Raw genomic sequence first — 13,614 nt, 5'->3', positions numbered from 1 at the left:
GGTGTTTCCCCATATCCGATTGTGAGCACGACATCGCACTATCATCGAAGCTAGGTTTTTTGACTTCCTCAACAGGGAACGAGTTCTTCTTCTCCTGTGTGGGCAGTGGTTGGACCCACTTCTCGCACTTGCGTAACCGAAATTTCTTCGTCCGACAGTACAGTGGGTTGGTTCTTGAGTGATACCAATTCGCCTTGGTCTATGACCACAGAACTGGCGCACTCGGGACAGGCATAAACCTTGTGGCTATGTCCGTGTAGTCCTTCTAACTCATCTACGATTTCTGGGTGGGTGAGATAGAAGACAAGAGCTTTTTCAGCTAGAGCGGACATTGGTTCCGATTCAACTGCTGCCTTGATTTTGAGTTGGCGATGCAGTTGAGGTGGAATATAGAGTGTTACCTTTTGCTTACTTTGCATAGGACAGTGAACTTGTGTACCCGGGTATGTATGACAAGATAGCGGGTCTTTTTTCAGATGTCAAGCAGTTATGCTGCTATAACGTCAAACTTGTAATATTTCGTTACAATCATTGCCAAAAAAACTACTGGTGGGGTGGGTCAATTCACCGCACAGGGCTGGGCTAGGGATCGCTCAGTTCCTCCTGGGCCAGGGAATAGAGGGTTCAGCGACTAATTTTTGAGAGACAGCCCTCGCGCCGTAACGGTTGAGGTGGCTAGGGTCTACAAAATAATGGTATTGGGTGAGAGCCCTTTGGGAGAGGTCAATAAACAGGAACCCCTGCTGTCGGGAAAGGTATGTCATCCGATCCTGGAATTGACGTTCAGCAGACCAGCGCACAGAGTCTAAATAGCCTTCGGTGAGGGGAAGGTTAACCAAGACTAGGGAAATATTGCGCCCGCGAGTAAAGGCGACCACAGAATCAAAGGCTCTGGCTTGTACCCCCTGTAGGTTAAATGATTGATAGTCTCCGTCATAACGACCAGAGACATAAGGGCGACGTTGATAATAGGTCTGGGGATTATAGCGATCGCTTAGGGGTAGGAATCCTTGAGCATCAATGTTATCAAGAGATATGGGAGTCAGATTAAAGGGCTGTTGTCCAGGGCGATAGACTAAATCTGTTAGTTCCCAGTCTGCTGATGAGTCCGCCATGATCGGCTCTAAGGTGATATCCGGCTTTGCTTGGTAAAAATTGAATTTTGACCCCCTCGCCACACAAAGTGCTGGGAACTCGTGACAGGTGGTTGGGTAAGGTTGTGCTTGGGCTAGTTGGGGGCGGATACCAGAACCTATGCGTTGATGTCCCGCAGATGCTAAAACTGCTGCAAAGGTGCGATCGAAACGACCACTATTAAAGGCTCGCACTCCGTCAGCCCACAGAATCATCGGAGGTAAATGCTCTGGGGGTAAGATTTCCCTAATTAAATAGTTTACTAACTGGGCTGTAGCCCCATTGATGCCAAAGTTGAAAATTCTTAGGTTTCCGTAGCCTCTAGCGGCTAGGGAACGCTGCATTTGACTAGGATCGACTCCCTGAAGGGCGCGGGAACTGCCGACAATTAAAATGTCTGGCGTACCAACGGTGCTTAAATAGGATAGATATAGTTCTAATTGGCGATCGAAAAGTTCGCTGTCAAAACTGGGAAAAGCACTTACTGACCTGCTTCTGGCGGCTTGTTGTTGGGAGTAGGTCAGGTTACGCATATACTCTACTACTTTTCTCTCGGCAAAGCTGCGCCGGGGACTGCGGGGAGGGACGGCTTGCATCCATGCTACGGCTTGCACCCATTGACGGGCTACTTCGTCCCAATCTTCCTTCGTGCGGGCGTTTTGGGCTAAATTGGAGGCTCTCAGAGCAAAACGCACTGATTCATCAAAGGGGTTGGTTTCGACGCAGTGATTGGATTTGGATATAATTTGATTGGCTGATTGGGCGATCGCATTGGGGACTGATTCTGATTCAGACACTTGGGCGGCGATCGCTTTTTCCGATACTTGGTTGTGTGCCGACTGTTGAGACTGGGAACATCCAGTTAGAAGTACAATCGGTAACAGGGCTAAAATTTGGGCGGTGAACCGGAGACTATAGAATCTACTCATCGATGTTCTGACAAATGACGCTGAATACAGACAAGTTGGGTTTTAACTTTTCCGTCTGGAGAAGCCGCTAATTTCGATAAGGGTTTGATTTCCTATCTGCTTACCTAATTATGTCGGCTCAGGCTCCAATTGTGGGGACGGATCACCAAGGGCGATCGCCCTCTTTAAGTTAACTTAATGGGGAACCATTAGGCTCAGGTATTTGTAAAGGTCTCTATTTAGCACTTGTTTATTATTACATATTTTCAGATATTATAGTAACTATTCAGTGCGATTAACTAAAATCATGAATATTATCATTATTGGCAGTGGATTGGGTGGATTGGCTGCGGGGATTCGGTTGCAGGCTTTAGGTCATCAAGTAACTATTGTGGAGAAGCGAGATAAACCGGGAGGGCGGGCTTATTGCTATCAGCAGGATGGTTTTACCTTTGATGGCGGTCCCACCATTATTACCGCTCCTGGATTAATTGAGGATTTATTTACTTTAGCCGATCGCTCCATGTCGGATTATGTACAATTAGTCAAACTAGACCCTTTTTATCGGGTCAGATTTCCTGATGGTTCAGTGTTTAACTATAATGATAACTACGAGCAACTTATCGAGCAAATTCGAGAGTTTAATCCTGGGGATGTACAGGGATATCAAAGATTCTGTCGAGCGGCGGATTTAGTCTTTAGTAAAGGATTGCCTTTGATGACTAAACCTTTTCATAAATTTCGGGATATGCTGAAAGTTGCGCCCGCCATGATACAACTTCAATCCTATAAATCTGTGGCGGGATTTGTGAATCAATATATACAGGATGAACGGTTGCGCCAGGTGTTTAGTTTTCATCCTTTATTGATTGGTGGAAATCCTTTTAATAGTACATCGATTTATGCCATGATTCATAAACTTGAACAGGTTTTTGGGATTTGGTTTGCGATGGGGGGGACGGGGGCTTTGGTGGCGGCTTTGGTGCGACTTTTTGAGGAGATAGGGGGGGTTTTATGTGTCAATGCGGAAGTTGAGGAAATTGTGATTGATGAGGCTACCAGAAAAGCTAAGGGGGTGATTTTGAAGAGTCAGGAAATGTTAGAAGCTGAGGCGGTAGTGAGTAATGGTGATGTGGCGTTTACTTATCTCAATTTAATCTCACCCCAATTTAGGAGAAAATATAGCGATCGCCAAATTAAAAGCCTGCGCCATTCAATTTCTCTATTTGTAGTTTACTTTGGTACCAATAGACGTTATAATAATATGGCACACCATGAAATTATCATGGGACCAAATTATCGAGAATTAATGGATGATTTGTTTAGGCGAAAACACCTATCATCAGATTTTGCTCTGTATTTACACCGTCCTACGGCGACTGACCCATCCTTAGCGCCATCGGGTTGTGATTGTTGGTATGTGCTATCTCCGGTTCCTAATTTAGCAGGAGATACGGACTGGAAAATCATGGCAAAACCTTATCGCGATCGCCTAATTCAATTTTTAGAAAATCAATATATGCCCAATTTATCCCAACATATTGTCACCGAAAATTATATAGATCCGCTGCATTTTCAAAATACCCTTAACAGCTATTTAGGAAGTGCATTTTCCCTAGAACCTACCTTAATGCAGTCCGCTTGGTTTCGTCCCCATAATGTCAGTGAAGATATCCCTAATTTGTATTTTGTCGGGGCGGGTACTCATCCGGGCGCGGGGATTCCAGGGGTGATCAGTTCGGCTAAAATTGTGTCGGATTTGGTGGGTAAAGCGTGATTTTTAAACAGGATGAACATTAACTAAAATCGCCATAGTAAAATCAAAGGAGTAGCCATTTTGCAGATTACATTTTTAGGCACAAGTTCAGGAGTTCCCACGCGATCGCGAAATGTTTCTAGTATCGCCCTACGTCTTCCCCAAAGGGCAGAACTTTGGTTATTTGACTGCGGAGAAGGAACACAACATCAGTTTTTGCGTAGTGAATTAAAAGTCAGCCAACTGAGTCGTATTTTTATCACACATATGCACGGTGATCACATTTTTGGTTTAATGGGATTACTAGCTACCTGTGGTTTAGCCGGAAATGCTAACCGCATAGATATCTACGGACCCCCTGAATTAGAAGATTACTTAAAATCCTGCACTCGCTATTCTCAAACCCACTTTTCTTATCCGGTAAAAGTCCATCGCGTTCAACCCGGAATAATTTACGAAGACGAGGAATATATTGTCCGTTGTGGACCTCTCAAACATCGAGTTCCCGCCTTTGGATATCGGATCGAAGAAAAGGATCGCCCCGGACGTTTTTATGTGGAAAAAGCTCAAGCATTGGGGATTCCACCCGGACCGATTTATGGTAAACTGAAAAATGGGGAAATTGTCACCCTTCCAGATGGTCGTCAAATTAACGGTTCTGCTCTTTGTGGAAAACCGGAAATCGGCCGTAAATTGGTTTATTGTACGGATACTGTCTTGTGTGAGGGGGCGATCGAATTAGCCGCAGGTGCAGATGTTCTCATACACGAGGCTACATTTTCTCATCTTGATGCTGATATGGCATTTCAGCGACTGCATTCTACGTCTACAATGGCGGCGCAGGTGGCTTTGGCTGCGGGAGTCAAAACTCTATTAATGACGCATTTTAGCCCCCGCTATGCACCGGGAAATGATATAGTTTTGGAGGATTTGTTAAAGGAAGCTAGGGCAATTTTTCCCCATACCAAAATGGCCTATGATTTTATGAGTTATGAGATTCCCAGAAATCAGGAATTAGTAGTAGCTTCTTGAAATCCCTGTACTAGGTAATCAATACCAGTGATAGCCGTACCGACGACGATCGCATTAGCCCCTAAAGCGATCGCCTGTTTAGCTAAAGTGGGGGAACTAATACCCCCCTCGCAAATCACCGGACAATCAAGCTGTTTAACCAATTGACTAAGAAGTTCAAAACCTGGGGGTGACAGGTGTTGAGTCGCCTCTGTGTAGCCATAGAGAGTGGTTCCCACACAGTCCGCCCCCGCTTCAACGGCTGCTATGGCTGCGGCTAAAGTATCTATATCAGCCATCACTGGTTTACCTAATTTTTGATGAATTTGGGCGATTAAAGATGCCACAGTTTCCCCGTCTGGGCGGTTTCTTAAAGTCGCATCAATGGCAATAATATCAGCCCCAGCTTGAGCGATCGCCGCCGCCTCTTCAAACCGAGGTGTAATATAAACAGAAAACCCCGGAAATTGTCGTTTCCATAACCCGATAATTGGTTGAGCGACCTGTTTTCGCACCGCCGTGATATGGGCGGGGGTATCAATTCGCACCCCTACCGCCCCCCGTTTAACTGCTGTTTTGGCGATCGCTGCAATAATTTCCGGATCATGTAACGGAGAGTCAACGGGGGCTTGACAAGATACAATTAAGCCAGACGGAAGGGTTAACATAGATATTTTTTAGATACCAATCATCCTCATTAAATTATAGCATCTATTGAATCAATTTAATCATCATAATTTTTCCCCAAGTTTAACGATTCAACTTGATTAAGTAGTTGATTAGGTAATATAGGTTTATTCAAACATTTATCAACCCCGAATTGTAAGGATTGTTCCTGTTCATCGCTGTTGGTAGTAAGGGCAACAATTTTAATTTTTTGGGTAGTGGCATCTTCCCTAAGATGACGAACAATATCATAACCATCTTGTCCCGAAATATGTAAATCTATGAAAATGGCATCTGGTTTGAGAAGTTGAATAGTTGCCAAAGCCGTTAAACCATCCATTAACCATACCACTTGATAACCAGCCGCTGTGAGTAATTCACAGATTAAAGTAGCAGTTTCCTCATCATCTTCAATCAAGACTAATCTACCTTGAGGACTATCTGTATACATGGAAGGTAGGGAGGTTTTGTAATTAGAACTACTTTTGTTAATTAAAGGTTGAATAGGGATGTAAACTGTAAATTTAGTACCTAAGCCAACTTCCGATTCAAACTGAATGCTACCGCCATGTAACTCTACCAATTGCTTAGTCAAAGCCAACCCTAAACCCGTCCCACCATATTGGCGACGGTAGGGAGAATCTAATTGTTGAAACTTCTCGAATAGTAGAGGTTGTTGGTCTTTAGAGATGCCGATACCAGTATCTTTAACTTGAAAGATAGCGGTTTTGTCTTTCCGGGAAACTATGAGGGTGACGCGACCACCTTTAGGGGTAAACTTAATAGCATTACTTAATAGGTTCATCAAAATTTGTCGAACCCGGCGATAGTCTGCCCGAAAAAGGTCTTTATCAACCTTAATTTGTAAGTGGATATGAACTCCTTTTTCTTTAGCAAAATCTCGCAAAGTATGTAAACATTGTTGGGCGAGTTTTTGCAGGGAAAATTCGCTGACTTTTAGGACGGTTTTACCAGATTCAACTTGGGATAAATCGAGAATATCATTAATCAAAGCCAGTAAATTTTCGCCGCTATCGTGAATGGTTTGCAGATAATGTTTTTGCTTTTCTAGGGGTAGGGCTGGAAAATTCTCCGGCTGACTATATAACCTTAATAAGGTGGATGAAATGCCAATTACATGGGTTAGGGGTGTTCGTAATTCATGACTCATAGTGGCTAAAAATTCACTTTTAGCACGGTTGGCACATTGAGCGGCTAAGAGGGCATCATGAAGCGCTTGGGTGCGTTCTTTTACCCGTCTTTCTAAGGTTTGTTTTTGTTGCTGAACTTGGGCGTATAGTTGGGCTTGATAGATAGCGATCGATAGATGTTGAGTGATTTTACTAATAAATTTTTGCTCGCTTTCTTTCCATTGACGATCGCTAAAACACTGATGAGCAATTAATATACCCCAAAGCTGTTTTTGTACTAAAATTGGAGCCACCAGTTGCGCCGTCACCTGCTTTTGTTGTAAAATTGAATACAATTCGGGGGATGATTGATAGTAGAGTTTGATATTGGGGATGCAGTGGATGATAGATTTTTGATAGTATTGTTGATATTCGGGAACTTGAGCAAAGCAGCGATCGGCTTCTTCCCAGTCTAGGAGTGAGGCGATCGCATCGGAAGATTTAGCCTCATAGGTAATACTTCCATGAATCTGATCATGGCGATCGGCTTGAGGGACGGGAATTTCGGGATTTGGGTCAGGTTCATCTAATTCAGGAGATAGGTCTTTAGTACGATCACCAGTCTGGACCTGATAGGTGTTTAACTGATAAATCACCAGGCGATCAACCTGCAAAAATTCGCGCAACTGTTGGACTGCAGTTGACAAAATCACCGACAGGTCAAGACTCTGGCGAATCTGGGTCGTCACTTGATTTAAAAGTCGCTCTCTTTCCAGTTGCTTATTTAAGGAATCATCCACAGGCTTAGTAAATATAGCGATCGCACAGATTTAACCAAACACAGACTTTTGCTGTACACTCTAAAGATAGCACCAAACCACTCTATCTCATTTATAGCGCTTCCGATCAGGGTTCGATTCAGGGTTCGATTCAGGGTTTTGGTCTCTCCAGGTGGCTGATCTAGGCGTTTTCAGGGTCAGATTTGTTACAATATTATTTTAATATTTTTGTGGTAGTGGCTATCATATTCTCTGGTAGGGTGATCTACTGTTTTGACCTCAACCATTAAGCCTATCTCCCATAGCGATGACCGCTGCGACCCGGTTTGATTGTATTTGTCTAAAAAATATAACTTTATGACTCAGCAATTACCCCTCACTCTTAACTCAACTCTCGCCGATCTACCATCCCATAATTATCAGGTTAGTTCGGTAACTAGATCCGATATTGTAGCTAAAGAACTTTACCAAAATCCCGAACTACCAGGGGTATTAATTATCGACAATTCCGAATTGATCGGGATGATTTCTCGCAGCAAATTGTTAGAAAAAATACATTTACCTAATTGGGAGGAAATTTACAGCAACAACCCGATTCAGAAAATCTTAGATTTTACCCGTATTCCTCCCCTCATGTTGTCCTCAGATACTCTCATTAATGAAGCGGTACAACTAGCCATGAATCGGTCTGTCAATCTGATTTATGAACCGATTGTGATTATCTGTAGTGACCATGAATTTAGGTTGATAGATTTTCGGATTATTTGTCAAGCCCAAACCTTAATTTTACAAAAATCTCGTCAAATAATTCAACAGCAAGAACAGACAAAACAGAAGTATTTTAATCTGTTAAATCAGGAAAAACAACGGATTAATGAGGCACATCATAATCTCAATATTGAGAAAAATATTATGAAAAAGCTATATCAAAGTCGTTTTATGGAAAGGGAAAATGCCATTAATCAACATTATCAAAAAACCCTCAAAATTTATCAAGAAATTGTCCAGACTGGGCGGCTGGTTTCTAAGGAAAGCCATCGCGCATTTCATACAATTTTTATCGGCGCTAATTCTATTCATAAAAATTCGGAAGATTTAGAGTCAGTGATTAAAAATATTTCTAGGGATTTGGAAACTATTAATTCCGCTTCGACAATTATGGCGGAAATTGTCCAAAAAGTCCGATATCTCTCGGTACAGGCTTCGGTTTTAACTTATCAACAAAGTTCGACTAATCAAACAGTTTTAAGTCAAATTAACCTAGAAATGAATCGACTGGTTAAACAAACTCTTGATTTAAGTCAACAAATGAATAATGTTTCTAGTCATTTTAAAGTTCATATTAATAACCTGAAAGATATCGCTCATAAAGAAGACGAAGTTACCCGCAAAATGATTTTAAACACTCAACGCGCTGAAATGGCGATCGCTGAATTGGATCAACTCCTAGAAAACCCTAATCTCGGTTTAACCAATCTAATTCCAAACCTATCTAATCACCATAATTAATTGAATATAGTTAATCTAGTTGGCTAGTGATTTTATGTTTCTGGAGTGTCAACTTCTTCTGTCTCCATTTCGGTGGGAGTTTCGGTGGGAGTTTCTGGAGTTTCTGGAGTTTCTGGGGATAATAAATCTTCCGCATCTTTAGCCATAATCCACTCATCTAGGGGGTGACTAATAGCATCTCGCGCGGTCTTAGAAATCACTAAAATCGAGATATTTTCTGGTAAAGTTTCGGGAGGATTGGTCATTGCATAAATTGCATCACCACTAAAATCCGACTTACCCAAAACCAGGCGATGAGTAGTTTCATCTCGTAGTTGAATTTGGATCGACTCTTGAGGATCAACCAATCCATAATCCTCTAATTGTGATTTAGAAATGGTTAATTTCCTAATACCCGAGTTAGGATTCGATGCAATCCTCTGGGTATTTACCAGTTGATTTAAAACGGCATTCACCCTAGCAATATTAGCGGGATATTCCATAGGTTCAAGCATTTTCCAAGGGGTGATTGCATCAGTTTCATCTTCCCCAACCCGTTCAATTTTTAAAGTGCGATCGCTTGTTTCTATAATCAGAGATTGGATCTCATCTTGAGAAACATCAAAAATCCGATCTTGTCTAGCTTCGATTTGTTGCTGTTGAGATTTTCCGCGAATTTCCACCACATAAACACCCCCCGCTAATACCAAAGCAATAATCATTAAAATCCGGGTTGATTGCTGCAATTTCATAACTAAACCTCCAAAGATATCCCATATTATCGTCGCCGCCACCAGAGGAAAGCTGATACAGCAAATCCCATTAGCGGGAAAATCACTAACGCCATCCAACTTAACAATCGACCTAACGGGGGAGTCATCAAAATCCGACGACTGGTAACAGGTTTAACCCCGATAGATAAAACTTCTTGGTCTGGTTGACTCAGCCAAACAATAGTATTTACAAATATATCCCTATTAAGTTGTTGTTCAAGCCAGCCATCAGTCGCAAATTGAGAGTTTCCTAATACTACCAGTCTGGCTTCTTGACGAGTTTCTGTAGTTTCCGCCGTGGGAGTTTCTGTAGTTTCCTCAGTGTCGGTAGTTTCCGCCGTGGGAGTTTCTGTAGTTTCCTCAGTGTCGGTAGTTTCCGCCGTGGGAGTTTCTGTAGTTTCCTCAGTGTCGGTAGTTTCCGCCGTGGGAGTTTCTGTAGTTTCCTCAGTGTCTGTAGTTTCCGGGGTGGGAGTTTCTGTGGTTTCTTCTGCTTCGGTAGTTTCCGCCGTGGGAGTTTCTTGCTGGTTTAAAACTCTGGTTAAAGCGACCCCCAAAGATAGAGGACCTTCGCGATCAGTTTCCGGGTTAAATTCTAATCTTCCCTCTACTAAATTACTTTCCGCCCAACTTTGTCTATCTGTCCAAATTATGGGAGTTTCAGTAATTCCGTCTACGGGGCGAGTTTCCACAGGACGCGCTGACGGAAACAGAGATATATTATTACCAAAATCTCTAGTAATAGGATGATCGCCATATTCGCGGACAATGGGAACCGTGGGACCCAAACCCACTAATCGACCGCTACCTGTTGCGTCAATAGCAATGCGATCGTCTAATTTTACTCCCCATTTATCCAATAAATCATCTAGCCCTGGATCAGTTTTCGGGTCTAGCATTAACAGTAAACCGCCGCCATTATCAAGGAAATCAATTAAGGCGTTAACTTCCCCTTCAAATAGTCTTTGTTGGGGACCTGCTACGACAATCACGTCTGCATTTTCGGGAATTCCTGTGGCTCCTGCTAGTAGCAGAGGTTCAACAATAAAGTTTCTTTCTTTTAAACTATCAACAGCCTGTTGAAAGCCTCCTTGTCCGGCTTGAAGTGGTCTTTGTCCGTGACCTTGGAGGAAATAAATTTGGGAAGTGCGATCGCTAAAAATTTGTTCAATACTATTACTTAATGTAACTTCCGTTAGTGGTTGTATTCCTTCCCGGCGAATAAGTTGGCGACGGTCTCCTGCTTCCAGATGAATTTCACCAAAATTTCTCACCCCAAATTCTTGGGCTATACCCGGCTGCATTTGTGGATCAATAAACTCGTAACTAAATAAGGCTGGGTTCTTTTCTCGGTAGCGGTCTAATAATGATTTAGTTTGAGGATTTTGGGTCGGGTCAAATACCCAAACCTTTAAAGGTTCAGGGAGGTTGGTCAGTATAGTTTGGGTTTGGGGGGCGAGGGTAAATTGTTGGTTTTCGGTTAAGTCAATGCGAACTGGGTTCCGCACTGCAATAATATTAATAGAGGTGAGAATTACCATCACGGAAACTGTTGCCAATAGGGCGTTAGTCCCGGCTTGAGTAGACCGACGATTACCTAGTCGTTTTTGTTGCGGGTCAGTTTCCCAATAACCTTTTAAGACCAACCACATCCCGATAATTACCACCCCAGCGATGATTAATGCTAGGGGAACTGGTTGCCAAATTCCTGATACGAAACCCGCTGATAAACCAGCGATCGCAATCATGGGACCTAGCCAAAATGAGTATTTAAAGAGTTGCCAAATAATTCGATTTTTTTTCATAAAACATTTTACGAACGCTGGAAGCGAAACGCATCAATAGACTGAGCGGTGAGAAACACCCCTAACACTACATAACTGCCAAACAAGACCAAACTCCTAATCTCAATAACCCCTTGTACTAAATTAGTATAATTAGAGATTAATGATAAATGGGTGAGGGCATCTCCTAGGGGTCCTCCTACCGCTTGACCAATGATATCCACAACCCATAAAAATAGCACCAAGGCAAAAGTACCGATCGCCGAAAGTAAGGTGCTATCGGTTAGGGAAGAAATAAACATTCCCAGGGATAACACACCAGCAGCCAGCGAAATTAACCCCAGATGAGATACTATCATAATTCCTGGAGACATGGGAGGGCTAGACACACTGAGGGCGATCGCCTGTAGCACAAACAGCGGTAAAATCATGGTGGTATAGAAAGTGAGAACCCCTAGTAATTTTCCCGTAGCTACTCCCCAGTTCGTAATTGGAGAAGTCGCCAACAGTTCTAGGGTTCCGCGTTTGCGTTCTTCTGCATATAATCCCATTGATAACATGGGCAGCACAAACAGAGATATGGTTCCCATAAGCCTCAGAAATACTTGCAGAAACTCATAGGATAAATCAATGGGGGGTTCAGTTAAACCCATTTGATCTCTCAAAGCTACTTGTTGAATCAGTCCCTCTGGTCCTAACAGAATAGCTATCAAAAAGTATCCAGTTAGTAGCCAAAAAATTCCGGCGATCGCATAAGCCAACGGAGAGGCAAAATACCCCTGGAGTTCTTTGCGATATATGGCGATGATATTACTAAAAACGACTAGCATAGTTTCCTATTAGTTTACGCAGAACCGGAGCCATCATCAGTTATTAATTCTCAACTGTTTCTTCTGTTTCTTCTGTTTCTTCTGTTAGCTGGTCTTCTTCTAGCTGGTCTTTGGCTATGTCCTGAGAATCGGGTTTATCCTCAGAAGGCGATCGGGCGATCGTCGCTTCTTCTTGGGCGGTTAGAGTTAGGAAAACATCCTCTAAACTAGCACGAGTGCGCCGCATTTCATAAACTTTTATCCCCTCAGTCACACAGGCGGCTATCAGCTCAGGTCCGGGTTCCCTGTTATTTTCACAAACGACCTGTAACCGCTGGCGTGGTTCCGTGGGAGATGTTGTTAATAGGTCAACTATTTTAACTCCAGGAACTGCTAACAGCGAGTTTAGGGTTTCCTCCTCGATTTCTCCCTCTACTTCTATCTCATACCCTGCACCCGCCGTCAACTTCTCCATCAGATTATCGGGGGTTCCCGTCGCTACAATTTGACCCTTATTGATAATTACCACCTGGCTACAGGTCATGCTAACTTCAGGTAAAATATGGGTAGACAGGATAATCGTATGGTCTCCGGCTAGACTCTTGATTAAATTCCGCACTTCAATAATTTGGCGCGGATCTAACCCCACTGTCGGCTCATCTAACACTATCACAGGTGGGTCATGCACGATCGCCTGGGCTATTCCCACCCGCTGACGATAGCCTTTAGATAGTTTACGAATGAGACTCTGGCCGCGATCCAATATACCGCAGCGTTCCATAGCCGCTTGTACTCGTAAAGGGCGATCGCCCGCCGCCACCCGTTTAATTCGCGCCACAAAATGCAGAAAACCCTCAACCGTCATATCAGGGTATAATGGGGGTGTTTCCGGCAGGTAGCCAATTCTCTCCCGCACCGCCATTGATTGTTCGTGGACTTCATACCCAGCAATTCTAGCTGTTCCATTTGTGGCTGGTAAATAGCCTGATAAAATACGCAGGGTGGTAGTCTTTCCTGCGCCATTGGGTCCCAAAAACCCTAAGATTTCCCCCGCTTTCACAGAAAAGGATACATCCTCAATGGCTGGGGTTGTGCCATAAATTTTGCACAGATTCTCAACTTCAATCATGGGTTATGTGCTATCGGTCTGGCAATAATCATCTTCAAGATTAACTGATTTCGGGACCTTCCTGATTATTTCCTGGGTCAGTCCTCCCTTCTCCCTTGGCGTGTTGATTTTTTCGTCATGAGTATAGCCATGAAACCCCCACAGGTTTAATCTAGGCGATCGCTCCTCCCTTTGTCAACCCCTATTATTCTTTAAAGGCGACGATGTTGGTTTTAACAGTGTTTCACAATAGGTGTAGACCATCAAATTT

At 43.2% G+C, this 13,614-nt stretch carries 11 protein-coding genes; 3 read left to right on the top strand and 8 right to left on the bottom strand.

Translation table 11 applies throughout. The annotated features are described in order from the left end of the window. Nucleotides 1-68: 68 nt before the first annotated feature. Both NLZ44_RS06365 and NLZ44_RS06360 read right to left on the bottom strand, forming a co-directional pair. Nucleotides 69-419: a slr0373 family blue light stress response protein gene (locus NLZ44_RS06365; RefSeq protein ID WP_493752222.1), complete on the bottom strand. Its 351-nt coding sequence runs from the start codon at nt 417-419 to the stop codon at nt 69-71. Between the two features lie 174 nt (nt 420-593). Further along, a complete protein-coding gene (locus NLZ44_RS06360; protein WP_006669382.1) occupies nt 594-2,063 on the bottom strand; it encodes a hypothetical protein in 1,470 nt (489 codons plus the stop codon). A 286-nt stretch (nt 2,064-2,349) separates the two neighbouring features. On the opposite strand from NLZ44_RS06360, the gene NLZ44_RS06355 reads away from it, so the two are divergent. Both NLZ44_RS06355 and NLZ44_RS06350 read left to right on the top strand, forming a co-directional pair. Then, nucleotides 2,350-3,819: a phytoene desaturase gene (locus NLZ44_RS06355; RefSeq protein ID WP_493752221.1), complete on the top strand. Its 1,470-nt coding sequence runs from the start codon at nt 2,350-2,352 to the stop codon at nt 3,817-3,819. A gap of 60 nt (nt 3,820-3,879) precedes the next feature. Next, nucleotides 3,880-4,830 carry a ribonuclease Z gene (locus NLZ44_RS06350; RefSeq protein ID WP_493752220.1) on the top strand — a complete coding sequence of 317 codons (951 nt, stop codon included), beginning with the start codon at nt 3,880-3,882 and terminating at the stop codon, nt 4,828-4,830. Here NLZ44_RS06350 and NLZ44_RS06345 read toward each other — a convergent pair. Together NLZ44_RS06345 and NLZ44_RS06340 are read right to left on the bottom strand one after the other, a co-directional pair. After that, the gene (locus NLZ44_RS06345; protein WP_006669379.1) at nt 4,806-5,477 is read right to left on the bottom strand and encodes an N-acetylmannosamine-6-phosphate 2-epimerase; all 672 of its coding nucleotides are present in this window, start codon (nt 5,475-5,477) and stop codon (nt 4,806-4,808) included. The two genes, NLZ44_RS06350 and NLZ44_RS06345, sit on opposite strands and share 25 nt — an antisense overlap. A gap of 56 nt (nt 5,478-5,533) precedes the next feature. After that, nucleotides 5,534-7,405 carry a hybrid sensor histidine kinase/response regulator gene (locus tag NLZ44_RS06340; protein ID WP_493752219.1) on the bottom strand — a complete coding sequence of 624 codons (1,872 nt, stop codon included), beginning with the start codon at nt 7,403-7,405 and terminating at the stop codon, nt 5,534-5,536. Nucleotides 7,406-7,741: 336 nt separating this feature from the next. On the opposite strand from NLZ44_RS06340, the gene NLZ44_RS06335 reads away from it, so the two are divergent. Then, nucleotides 7,742-8,893 carry a CBS domain-containing protein gene (locus NLZ44_RS06335; protein ID WP_493752218.1) on the top strand — a complete coding sequence of 384 codons (1,152 nt, stop codon included), beginning with the start codon at nt 7,742-7,744 and terminating at the stop codon, nt 8,891-8,893. 32 nt (nt 8,894-8,925) lie between these two features. Here NLZ44_RS06335 and NLZ44_RS06330 read toward each other — a convergent pair whose 3' ends face one another. Genes NLZ44_RS06330 through NLZ44_RS06315 form a run of 4 tightly spaced genes read right to left on the bottom strand, consistent with a single transcriptional unit; the run spans nt 8,926 to nt 13,364 of the window. Further along, a complete protein-coding gene (locus tag NLZ44_RS06330) occupies nt 8,926-9,624 on the bottom strand; it encodes a DUF4340 domain-containing protein (protein ID WP_493752217.1) in 699 nt (232 codons plus the stop codon). Nucleotides 9,625-9,650: 26 nt separating this feature from the next. Then, the gene (locus tag NLZ44_RS06325; protein ID WP_493752216.1) at nt 9,651-11,447 is read right to left on the bottom strand and encodes a GldG family protein; all 1,797 of its coding nucleotides are present in this window, start codon (nt 11,445-11,447) and stop codon (nt 9,651-9,653) included. An 8-nt stretch (nt 11,448-11,455) separates the two neighbouring features. Next, nucleotides 11,456-12,256, bottom strand: coding sequence for an ABC transporter permease (locus NLZ44_RS06320; protein WP_493752215.1), 801 nt, complete (start codon nt 12,254-12,256; stop codon nt 11,456-11,458). 43 nt (nt 12,257-12,299) lie between these two features. After that, nucleotides 12,300-13,364: an ABC transporter ATP-binding protein gene (locus NLZ44_RS06315; RefSeq protein ID WP_493752214.1), complete on the bottom strand. Its 1,065-nt coding sequence runs from the start codon at nt 13,362-13,364 to the stop codon at nt 12,300-12,302. Between the last annotated feature and the right edge of the window lie 250 nt (nt 13,365-13,614).

Source organism: Arthrospira sp. PCC 9901, assembly GCF_059013425.1.
Note: the sequence above shows the minus strand (reverse complement) of the source record. Positions and strands in the feature narration are given on the sequence as shown.

Coding starts and splice junctions, on each gene's coding strand:
- NLZ44_RS06345 (WP_006669379.1), bottom strand. CDS start 5,477: ATGTTAACCCTTCCGTCTGGCTTAATTGTATCTTGTCAAGCCCCCGTT.
- NLZ44_RS06325 (WP_493752216.1), bottom strand. CDS start 11,447: ATGAAAAAAAATCGAATTATTTGGCAACTCTTTAAATACTCATTTTGG.
- NLZ44_RS06335 (WP_493752218.1), top strand. CDS start 7,742: ATGACTCAGCAATTACCCCTCACTCTTAACTCAACTCTCGCCGATCTA.
- NLZ44_RS06315 (WP_493752214.1), bottom strand. CDS start 13,364: ATGATTGAAGTTGAGAATCTGTGCAAAATTTATGGCACAACCCCAGCC.
- NLZ44_RS06365 (WP_493752222.1), bottom strand. CDS start 419: ATGCAAAGTAAGCAAAAGGTAACACTCTATATTCCACCTCAACTGCAT.
- NLZ44_RS06355 (WP_493752221.1), top strand. CDS start 2,350: ATGAATATTATCATTATTGGCAGTGGATTGGGTGGATTGGCTGCGGGG.
- NLZ44_RS06360 (WP_006669382.1), bottom strand. CDS start 2,063: ATGAGTAGATTCTATAGTCTCCGGTTCACCGCCCAAATTTTAGCCCTG.
- NLZ44_RS06330 (WP_493752217.1), bottom strand. CDS start 9,624: ATGAAATTGCAGCAATCAACCCGGATTTTAATGATTATTGCTTTGGTA.
- NLZ44_RS06320 (WP_493752215.1), bottom strand. CDS start 12,256: ATGCTAGTCGTTTTTAGTAATATCATCGCCATATATCGCAAAGAACTC.